This window comes from Veillonella absiana (assembly GCF_032970865.1).
Lineage (GTDB): Bacteria > Bacillota > Negativicutes > Veillonellales > Veillonellaceae > Veillonella > Veillonella absiana.
The window spans coordinates 118,932-130,101 of the sequence record NZ_JAWJZB010000009.1; the positions used below are offsets into that span (position 1 = coordinate 118,932).

The 11,170-nt window shown below is 38.0% G+C and carries 9 protein-coding genes and 1 pseudogene; all 10 read right to left on the reverse strand.

The genetic code is table 11. The features are described from left to right. Nucleotides 1-77: 77 nt before the first annotated feature. The gene (gene wecB / locus RVY80_RS08595) at nt 78-1,220 is read right to left on the reverse strand and encodes a non-hydrolyzing UDP-N-acetylglucosamine 2-epimerase (RefSeq protein ID WP_295187476.1); all 1,143 of its coding nucleotides are present in this window, start codon (nt 1,218-1,220) and stop codon (nt 78-80) included. 66 nt (nt 1,221-1,286) lie between these two features. Beyond that, on the reverse strand, nt 1,287-2,462 hold the full coding sequence (locus RVY80_RS08600; RefSeq protein WP_317330260.1) for a glycosyltransferase family 4 protein: 1,176 nt from the start codon (nt 2,460-2,462) through the stop codon (nt 1,287-1,289). 73 nt (nt 2,463-2,535) lie between these two features. Continuing rightward, the gene (locus tag RVY80_RS08605; RefSeq protein ID WP_317330261.1) at nt 2,536-3,894 is read right to left on the reverse strand and encodes a PFL family protein; all 1,359 of its coding nucleotides are present in this window, start codon (nt 3,892-3,894) and stop codon (nt 2,536-2,538) included. Nucleotides 3,895-3,906: 12 nt separating this feature from the next. Then, nucleotides 3,907-4,179, reverse strand: coding sequence for an ACT domain-containing protein (locus tag RVY80_RS08610; protein ID WP_317330263.1), 273 nt, complete (start codon nt 4,177-4,179; stop codon nt 3,907-3,909). Nucleotides 4,180-4,299: 120 nt separating this feature from the next. Beyond that, a complete protein-coding gene (locus RVY80_RS08615) occupies nt 4,300-5,925 on the reverse strand; it encodes a phosphoglucomutase (RefSeq protein ID WP_295187465.1) in 1,626 nt (541 codons plus the stop codon). 75 nt (nt 5,926-6,000) lie between these two features. After that, nucleotides 6,001-7,917 carry a tetracycline resistance ribosomal protection protein Tet(M) gene (tet(M), locus tag RVY80_RS08620; RefSeq protein WP_317330264.1) on the reverse strand — a complete coding sequence of 639 codons (1,917 nt, stop codon included), beginning with the start codon at nt 7,915-7,917 and terminating at the stop codon, nt 6,001-6,003. A gap of 15 nt (nt 7,918-7,932) precedes the next feature. Continuing rightward, on the reverse strand, nt 7,933-8,019 hold the full coding sequence (locus RVY80_RS08625; protein WP_012386611.1) for a tetracycline resistance determinant leader peptide: 87 nt from the start codon (nt 8,017-8,019) through the stop codon (nt 7,933-7,935). A gap of 274 nt (nt 8,020-8,293) precedes the next feature. Next, nucleotides 8,294-8,932, reverse strand: a pseudogene (locus RVY80_RS08630) (conjugal transfer protein); the annotation flags it as partial. Nucleotides 8,933-8,997: 65 nt separating this feature from the next. Then, nucleotides 8,998-9,756 carry an IS21-like element helper ATPase IstB gene (istB, locus tag RVY80_RS08635; RefSeq protein ID WP_032491274.1) on the reverse strand — a complete coding sequence of 253 codons (759 nt, stop codon included), beginning with the start codon at nt 9,754-9,756 and terminating at the stop codon, nt 8,998-9,000. Further along, nucleotides 9,719-11,032 (reverse strand): IS21 family transposase, encoded by a 1,314-nt coding sequence (istA, locus tag RVY80_RS08640; protein ID WP_317330266.1) that lies wholly within the window; start codon nt 11,030-11,032, stop codon nt 9,719-9,721. The genes istB and istA overlap by 38 nt, the downstream gene beginning before the upstream one ends. Nucleotides 11,033-11,170 lie beyond the last annotated feature (138 nt).

Consider the following 11,170-nt stretch of genomic DNA (forward strand, 5'->3'; position numbering starts at 1 on the left):
CCACCTCATGCGATGAGGTACTACTTATACATGTTATAATCCACTCTATTGGAATAATCCTTCGAGGATCTTTTTATTTATTTTCCAAAGCGATCTGGCACATTGGGATTGCCAAGGAATTCATGGCGTAATGCTTCTACAATACGGCGAGATGCTTGTCCATCACCATAAGGATTAACGGAATTAGACATTATTTTATACGCATCTTCGTCATGTAATAGTTCATAAGCTGCATCATGAACCGCATCTTTGTCAGTACCTACTAAACGTACAGTGCCAGCTGTGACTGCTTCTGGGCGTTCTGTAGTATCACGCAATACGAGAACTGGTTTACCTAATGCTGGCGCTTCCTCTTGAATCCCCCCGGAATCAGTAAGAATCAAATAGGATTTAGCCATCAAATTGGCAAATGGTTCGTAATCCAGTGGATCAATTAATGTGACACGTTCCACTGTGCCCAGTTCCTCTTGTACGACTTGGCGCACCTTTGGATTTTTGTGTACTGGGAATACGATTTGAATATCTTCAAATTCTTCAACTAATTGACGTATGGCACCATACACATGACGCATTGGTTCACCAAGGTTTTCACGACGATGAGTGGTGACGAGAACGATACGTTTCGTAGAGTCTAATGCATTGATAGCCTCCTCTTCAAAAACATAATCCTCACGAACGGTAGTTGCCAACGCATCAATAACAGTATTACCAGTCACATAGAGATGATCTTGGTTAATATTTTCTTTCACCAAATTCGATTCAGAACTAGATGTTGGAGCAAAATGATAGGTTGCCAATGAGCCTGTAAGTTTACGGTTCATTTCCTCAGGGAATGGTGAATAAATGTTACCAGTTCTGAGGCCTGCCTCAACGTGCCCAACAGGGATTTCTTGGTAAAAGCTCGCTAATGCACCAGCAAATGTCGTCGTTGTATCGCCATGAACGAGCACAACATCAGGCTTTGCTTCCTCTAATACGGATTTCAAACCCAACAAGGCACGATCAGTTACATCATACAATGTTTGACCTGGACTCATGATATTAAGATCGTAATCAGGAGTAATATCAAATAAACGCAATACTTGGTCGAGCATATCACGATGTTGAGCTGTAACAGTTACAATTGGATCCATATCGGGAGCCTCAGCCAAGGCCTTTACAACAGGAGCCATTTTTATTGCCTCTGGTCGAGTACCAAAGATTGTCATTACTTTTAGCATGTTCAGTCCTCCTACATCAGGAACCATTTTGTTCTACTCTATTAAAAACACTTTGTTCATAATCTATTAGGAACCTTTATGTTCGTCCTCATGTTGCCCTAGGGCTTCGTTTAATTCATGTCTTTCAAATGCAATAGTCGTATCATTGTCGTAAGATGCATCAACGTTACGTGCATTACCTACAATGCCATGTTTAGAGCTGTCACTATCACCCGCAAGTTGTTCGATGCCATCATTGTTAGCAATAACACCCAAACGCCGAGCAATAAAAATACTCAAAATAAAGAGTACAAGCACTACTAGAGCTCCAACCCAGATATTTACCTCTACGACGATAACGGATACACCACCAAGAAAGGCCGTCACAGCGTACATCATCAACACTGCTTGTTTTTGTGTCAAACCTTGTGCCAACAAACGGTGATGCACATGACCTTTATCCGGTTTAAAGATAGGTCGACCGCTAATTTTACGGCGCACAATGGCAAATAAAGTATCTAGAATTGGTAACCCCAATACGATAGCTGGAACCACAAGGGCAATAGCGGCAGCTGTTTTTACAGTACCCATTACAGAAATAGCTGCCAATGTATAGCCTAGGAGCATACTGCCTGTATCACCCATGAAAATTTTTGCCGGGTTAAAGTTATACCGAAGGAAACCAACTGTAGCACCAGCCAAAGCCAAGGCGATACAAGCTAGTTCCACTTGTCCAAGCTGTAATGTCATAACGGCCAAGGCGATGCAGGCGATAAATGAAATCCCTGCGGCGAGACCATCAAGACCATCGATAAGGTTTACAATATTCGTAAAGCCTACAATCCAAAAGATTGTCAACGGCACAGACCAGAATTTAAGATAAATCATACCGATAAACGGCAATTCGATGAAGTCCACACGAATGCCATACGCCACCAAGACAGCAGCGGCAATGATTTGCCCCATCAATTTTGTTTTTGCTTCAATTTGTTTAATGTCATCCCAAATACCAACGAGAACGAGGATGACAGTACCTAGCATGAGGCCAAACACGGAGTGATCGTGTGGTACATTGAATAATACCGACCCGACGTAACCGAGGAAAATAGCTAGTCCACCGAGACGGGGAATAGTTCCTTTATGCACCTTACGTGCATCAGGTTTATCAATCGCCCCGATTCTGATGGCAAAGTGTCTCACCACCGGTGTTAATGCATACGTAATGATTAAGGCCACAACAAAGGCCCATACGTATATCATCATAAGAGCACCTCCTGTGCCATATGTTACAACGTATGTAAAGACCTAGCCCCCATGAAGGTTAGGTCTTACAAGATTAGTTTGTTAAGCTACGAATTGGGGCGGGGATACGACCACCACGAGCAATGAATTCAGCCGCACTGTAAGGACTAACTTCAATGATTGGGGCATACCCAAGCAAACCACCGAATTCTACCATTTCGCCTACTGTTTTTCCTGGAACAGGAATCACACGAACAGCAGTCGTTTTATTATTGATCATACCAATAGCAGATTCATCAGCAATGATAGCAGCGATTGTGTCAGCTGTTGTATACCCAGGGATAGCAATCATATCAAGACCTACGGAGCATACGCAAGTCATAGCTTCTAATTTATCAAGAGACAAACTGCCACAAGATACAGCATCAATCATTCCCGCATCTTCAGATACAGGGATGAAAGCACCACTCAAACCACCTACGTGGGAGGATGCCATAAGACCACCTTTTTTAACCGCATCATTTAATAATGCCAACGCAGCCGTTGTGCCATGAGCGCCACAAGAGGAAATCCCCATTTCTTCTAATACGTGGGCAACGGAGTCACCTACTGCAGGTGTTGGAGCCAAGGATAGGTCAATGATACCGAATGGTTTATTCAAACGACGTGATGCTTCTTGTGCTACGAGTTGACCCACGCGAGTAATTTTGAACGCAGTTTTCTTGATAGTTTCAGCCACCACGTCAAAGGATTGACCGCGAACGCCTTCCAACGCATGTTTTACTACGCCAGGGCCAGAAACACCAACGCTAATAGCACAGTCACCTTCGGTGACACCGAAGAACGCCCCCGCCATGAACGGATTATCTTCTACAGGATTACAGAAAATAACGAGTTTAGCACACCCCAACGCATCATTATCTTTTGTTAATTCTGCGGTTTTCTTAACGATGATACCCATATCGCGTACAGCATCCATGTTGATACCAGTTTTAGTGGAGCCTACACCTACAGAACTACATACGATATCCGTCGTAGCCAATGCTTCTGGGATAGAATCGATCAAGATACGGTCAGCCTTAGTCATCCCTTTTGTCACAAGCGCACTAAAACCGCCAATAAAATTAACGCCCACTGTTTTTGCAGCACGATCCAACGCCTCTGCAATAGATACATAGCTTGTCAAATTAGTACCGCCTGCCACCAAGGAAATAGGTGTAACAGAAATACGTTTATTAATGATTGGAATACCAAGCTCACGTTCGATATCTTCACCAGTAGATACTAGATGTTCCGCTTCTTTTGTAATGCGGTCATAAATGCGGTCGCATAATTGTTTACCATCACTGGAGGCACATTCCAAGAGGCTAATCCCCATGGTAATAGTACGCACATCCAAGCGGTTTTTATGGATCATGCTATTCGTTTCTAAAATATTTTCAATAGATAACATAATTCCACCTACCTATATGCGGTGCATGCTAAGGAAAATATCAGCATGTTGTACTCGAATTTCAACGCCTAGCTTTTCGCCCAATTCATTCAAGGCACCTTGCACTACATCCAAAGTATTTTTTGCATCCTCTGGCGTTTCGCACATCATAATCATATTGAAAAAACCATCCATAATCGTTTGATTGATGGACAAAATATTTACATTATTATCGGCTAGAACGTTACTAACGCCCGCAATAATCCCCACGCGGTCTACACCTACAACGGTAATGACTAATTTCATAATTCTCACCTTTTTCCAACTACATAATTAGCGGTTGTTTCTCACGCAACCATAATAAAATATTATATCACAGTGCAGTGTATCGGTAAAATAGAATCATCTCGATACACCGCATGTTTACTACTCTTTAATTACGCTAGATACGAGTTCTTCCCCTGCGGAAAGTAAAGCCACCAAACCTTTTTCCCCTTTATAGCTTTCACCATAAATTTTGTAAAGGTCCTCTGTCCCTGATGGTCGTGCCACGAACCAACCTTGCTCTGTTTGCACGCGAAGACCATCAATTGGCATATCCTTGTACAAAGATGTAGTACGAATATTGATAATAGCATCTCCATCGAGGGTTTCCACGGTGATATCCTCAGGTTGCAATTTTTTTAATTTTTGTTTTGCTTCTTTAGAGCAAGCCGCATCAATACGTCCGAATACAGGTTTACCATAGGTTTCTGTAAGAGATTCATAAAGTTGAGATGGATTTTTACCCGTTACCGCCAGGATTTCCATCGCTAGCAACGCCATGATAATGCCATCCTTATCAGTTGTCCATACAGTACCATCCTTTTTCAAGAAGGATGCACCGGCACTTTCCTCACCGCCGATACCGATAGTGCCATCAAATAATAGAGAGGCAAAATATTTAAATCCCACTGGCACTTCATATACAGGGATTTGTTTATCCTCTGCCCAGCGGTCCACGAGATGTGTTACCACCGCTGTTTTACCAATGCCTTTTTGACTCCAACCACGAGTGGTGAACAAATACGATGCAGCAGCGAGCATATAATGGTTCGCTTGCAATAAACCATCACCAGTGACAACACCATACCGATCATAATCCGGGTCATTACCCACAGCCAAATCGTATTCACCGATTTGCTTGATTACATCCGCCATCGCGTACTGAGATGAACAATCCATACGTACTACGCCATCATGGTCATAGGTCATGAAACTAAATGTTGGATCATATTCAGAATTGATTACAGTCAGATTCAAATTGTAGTAATCACGGATAGCATTCCAGTATGCTCCACCACTACCACCAAGAGCATTGACGAGCACATTAGGATTCGCCAATTGAATAGCTTCCATATTGATGACAGAGCTCAATTCCTCTACATATAGCTTTTTATAATCGTATGGTAATTGTGCATCTGGTTCAATATTATCTACAGAAATACGTTTTACATCTTCGCAATAATTACGAAGATATTCATTCGCCTTTGTTTCAATCCATTTAGTCACCATTGTGTCCGCAGGACCACCATTCACAGGATTATATTTAATGCCCCCATTATCTGGAGGATTGTGAGATGGTGTAATGATGATGCCATCTGCTTTATCATCATAAGTTTCATTATAGCGAATGATTGCACGAGACACAGACGGTGTAGGAACAAATCCCATTTCACTATCTACTGCAGCTACAATACCATTCCCAGCTAATACTTCAAGAACTGTTAACAATGCAGGTTGAGATAAGGCATGTGTATCTTGACCAACGAACACCGGGCCAGTGGCACCAAATTTGCTACGTCCATCACAAATAGCTTGTGTAATAGCTGCTACGTGTAAATCCGTAAATGTTTTATCCATGGATTTACCACGATGACCAGAGGTACCGAATGATACCTTTTGATTATCGTCCGTTACGTCCGGCGCTTCGTTATAATATGCATCTACAAGAACTTGTACTTCAATTAAATCTTCTTCACGCACAGGTGTGCCTGCTAATGTATGAGCCATAGTCTCCTCCTATGAAAGTATATTTAATTCATTATACTATATATCAAATTATATCAAATATCAAATTATATCAAATTATTTTGAATTCAACATATATCGTACTTTATCTATCCGACTATTTGGACGACGGGGCTGGCAAACAGGTTCGCCAGTGGTAACCTGATATCCTTTTAACTCTGTTAAACAAACGCTACGTCCATTTGTAAAGAAAGTTAAATCATTACGATATTCTTGAATACACCGAGCAGGAATTTCTCCACTAAGAATGACCTCATTATTTTTCAGTTGAGTGTCTACGATGTTCGCACAATATTTAGGAGCATCGTTATATGCTCGTGAAAGATATTCTTGTGGTGCATAAATTTTAAAACTAAGATATGGCTCTAACAATTCTGTTCCAGCTTTTTTTAAAACTTGTTCCAATACAATAGGAGCAAGCATCCGAAAATCTGCTGGGGTACTAACAGGGCTATAGTATAAGCCATACTTAAAACAGATTTTACAGTCCGTCACATTCCAACCATACAATCCTTGTTCACAGCCATATCGTATCCCTTCCATAACTGCATTTTGAAACGATTGATTTAAGTATCCAAGAGAAACCGAGCTCTCATACTGTACTCCGCTCCCTAATGGAAGCGGTGCTACAGAAAGACCAATGGAAGCCCAGAAGGGATTCGGTGGCACTTCGATGTGAATGGTATACTCTGCTTTTTTTAACGGTCTTTCCATATAAATGACTGTAGGCTTTTTTATTTTTACCTCCACATGATACTTTTCTTGCAATAGAGCACAAGTCACTTCCATTTGTACTTTCCCTAAGAAAGAAAGTATGATTTCATGTGTCGTAGAATCCACATAATATTGTAGAAGCGGGTCACTGTCGGAGATTTCTAAAAGTGCATCAAGTAACATTTCCCTTTGTTGAGGTTTGCTCGGTTCAACAGTTGTTTGCAGCAGAGGGAGCGGATTTTCAATTCTCTCTCTCTGTGGCAATAGCTTTGTATCTCCAAGAACACTATTTAGCTTCAAAAACTCATTTTGCAAAATAACAATTTCCCCGGAATAAGCCTTATCAATTTTACATAATTCACCATTTATTGAAGTATACATTTCTGTAATTTTTATTTTTTCCTTTTCCGATATTCTAACCGAATCCCGCAAATGCAGGATTCCGCCATAAAGGCGTACATATGCAAGACGTTGTCTTTCTTCCGAATATTCAATTTTGAAGACATTTCCGCAAAGTTCAGACTTCTTTCTGTATGTTGATGAATAAAATTTATTCGTTATCACTTCTATAAGCTGCTCAATCCCTATGTTGCTTTTTGCGCTTCCATGATAAACAGGGTACAAGGAGCAATTCTGAAATCTTCTGATTTCCTCTTGTTCGAGTTCTAATGCTTCTAATGATTTACCGGACATATATTTCTCTAAAAGGTCATCATTTCCTTCTATTACCACATCCCATTGCTCAGGTTCCGTACAGCTCATCACACACATATTAGGGTGCAGCTCTACTTTCTGTTTGATTATAATTTCCATAGAAAGTTTCTCTTTAATATCCTGATAAACCGTTGATAAATCAATTCCATTTTGGTCAATCTTATTGATAAAAAAGATTGTGGGAATCCCCATTTTCCTAAGTGCATGAAATAATATACGAGTTTGTGCTTGTACGCCATCTTTTGCAGAAATCAGTAGAATTGCCCCATCTAAAACTGATAATGAACGATATACTTCTGCTAAGAAATCCATATGTCCTGGCGTGTCTATGATGTTCACCTTCGTATTTTCCCACTGAAAAGAGGTTATTCCTGTCTGAATTGTAATTCCTCTCTGACGTTCTAAAAGCGTATTATCCGTCCTCGTTGTACCTTTGTCCACGCTTCCTAATTCTGTAATCGCTCCACTGTTATATAATAAGCTTTCTGTTAAGGTAGTTTTTCCTGCATCAACATGAGCTAAAACTCCAATATTAATAATTTTCATGTGATTTTCCTCCATTCAAAAGCCCAAAAGGGCATAAAAATCCCAGTGATAAATACTCTTATCACTGGGATTTTTATGCATAACCATAGGCATACAAAGCATACAGATATTCTCCGGATACTTTAGAATCACATGATAAAGGTATTCTTAAACTGGGTACAAAAAACTAAGCCCTCCTAAAAAAGGACATCCAATTATTTGTTCCCACTATCAAATTGACAGTTTATTTAAGAATACCTTGCCGCATATTTATTAACTCCTTTTAAATAGATACTTAAATAATAGCACGTAAGAGCATATTTGTAAAGGAATCTCCAATTTTTTATCAAAGAGAGTACGTGATTACAAAATAGCTGTAATAATGTACCAATATTTGTTATTCTATAATCTTCCAATTACTCCCGTTCTTTTCAAGTACCAAATCAAATTGAGATACCTGCGTTGCTTTGGTCTGCTGGTCGATATACTCCACTGTCAGCGATACCGTGACTTGATTATCCTTACGATTGTGAATAGGATTTACCAGTTCTTGAAAGATGTACTCTTTTCCGATTGGTTTTAATATCCCGTCATTCACATAGTAGGAAAGTTCACTGGCTGTCGCTGTAGGATAGAGCTTGAAGAACGTCGTTAAAAACTCATTGATTTCATTGGTTGTAATGGAATCAACCGTCCCCTCACTTTCAATGGCTTTTGGTTTATAACTTGATTTCTTAGGTATGTTGGTAATGGTCGGATTCTTAACCAGTACCATATTTCCAGAACCATCTACATAGACACTCACTATATAAGCAGAGTGGACGGTCTTTGTATTTTCTCCCTCTGTAATGAGCTGGTCTACACTGTAGGTTACATTAAACTCATTGTCGCCAGTTGGCTCTACCGTCCATATCTGAAATCCTCTTACAGAAGACGATACAGGAATATCTTTGCGTACTGTATCAACATTGAGAGCTTGAAGTTCATCTGTCAGATAGCCTTTTAGACTTTCCATTCGATTATCAATGGACTTATCGGATTGCTCATATTAATGTCAAGACTATTTTGAACAATTGTGCCAATATTTTTATGTACAATTGTTCAATTATTTTTATCAGATATTTTGGATAATGCAGTAGCCGTCCTGTAAGAGTTTCCGAGAATATTTACAATAGTAGAATGATGAACAAGTCTGTCTAAAATAGCACTAGCTAGCATATTGTCTAAAAATATTTGATTCCAGTCGGATAGATTAATATTACTAGTAACTATTGTGCTTTTCTTTTCATAACGTCTATCTATAAGTTGAAAAAACATTTTTGCTTCTTGTTCTCCAATTGGCAAATATCCAATTTCATCAATTATAAGAAGCTTGTATTTACTAAAATGTTTTATTCTATCATCAAGTTTGTTTTCAATATAAGCTTTTTTTAATTGCTCTATCAAATCTTGGCATTTTATAAAATAGGTACTTACTCTTTTCTTTGCTGCAGCAATTCCAATTGACGTGGCAAGGTGGGTCTTACCCACGCCACTATTGCCTATCAATATAATATTGCTATTATTATCTAAAAAACGTAAGCTTTCGAAATCTAAAAATTGTTGTTTGTTTATTTTAGGTTGAAACTCAAAATCAAAGTCCTTCAATTCTTTCAGGTGCGGGAATGCTGCTACTTTAACCATAGCGTGCGCAGCATTAAAATTTTTAACTTCAACCTCTTTACTAGTTAACTCACACAAAGCGTCTACAATGCTTAGTTTATGCTCATTTATTTTATTAATATAGTCATCTATTTGTAGGCTGATTTGTGTTAATTTAAGTTCATGTAAGTTCTTCTGTAACTGTTGATAATTGTTCATTAAACTTTTTCATCTCCTCTAAATGTTTAGCTGCATAGTTTTTAAAATCTTCTTTATCCGAGTTTCTAAAAGTTAAGCTCATCATTGCTAAGTGATGATTTTCATGATAATTAATTTTTTTATTAGAAACTGTATGTAAAGTTATTAATTTATGGTCATAATAAACATATAGGTTATTATCAATAACTTTAACAACAATATTTTTATTAATAAAATCAACGGGGACAGAATATAGATTTCCCTTATAGCGAAATAGTCCATTGGAATTGACTTTCGCATGTATTGTTGTATTTTTGTAATAAGAACATATTTTATCATTTGGTAGTGGTAAAAGATGTTCTTTCTCTTTTTTAAATACTAATATTGGAGGAATACCTATTGCCTGACAGACTCTTGAATTAGCTTCATTTGTTATTTCTTGCATCTTCTCGAATAACTCTTCCTCATTATTAAGCAATCCATTATAAGTCATTATTTCATCAATAACTCGCATTGGATTTTCAACTTTTGCTTTAGTATTTGGCCTTGCTCTAATGCAAGGTACGATATTAAATCCAAAGTCATCAGCAAATTGCTGAAATTTAGGATTAACTTTACCGTCAGAACGTTCCGTTCTAGCTTTATCCATCATTGTTGAAGCATTATCTATAACTATTTCTTTGGGCACACCTCCTAATGCTTCAAAAGCATTAGTTAAGAAATCAAATAAATATGCTTGAGATGTTGATGGACAAATTGCCCAATATTTGAACCTAGATGCTGATAATATCAAACTGCCAACATTAAAGATAAACTCTTCTCCGCTTTTAAAAGAAAATTTTAATTTTTCTTTCCAATCAAATTGTGCTTGTTTTCCAAAGGAAGTTTCAGATTTTACAGCATCTTTCTTTTTGTTTGGTTTAAAGTATTCTGCAAATTTTTCATGTTTTAAAATATAATAATTAAAATTACTTCTTGAACAATCTAATCCTTTTTCTCTAACCAAATATCTATAGAGATGAGATTTATAATAAAATATTTGGTCCGTTTCTGCTGAAAGCAAACTCGAAATGATATCATAAAAATCATCTATCTTTGATTTTTTAGATTTTCTAACTTTCTTTATATCTCCATCATAATACTTTTTAACTGTTCTTCTATCCACTCCTAATTCTCTAGCTATGGCACTAAAATTAGGTCTATCCAAATTATTAACCTCGACTAAAAGTTTTAGCTTATTTAAATCTTTTACTGATCTTAAAAATATTTCAGTATTAATGTTTATCATATAAATCATATTAATCACCATTAATAGTCAAGTCCATAATCCTGTGTAAAATACTATACAATGTTTTACCGGTCACTCATTGATTAAACTTAATATATTTTCTTGTAGAACTGAGCCATTCATCATGAAGGTCCATAAGGACAGCTC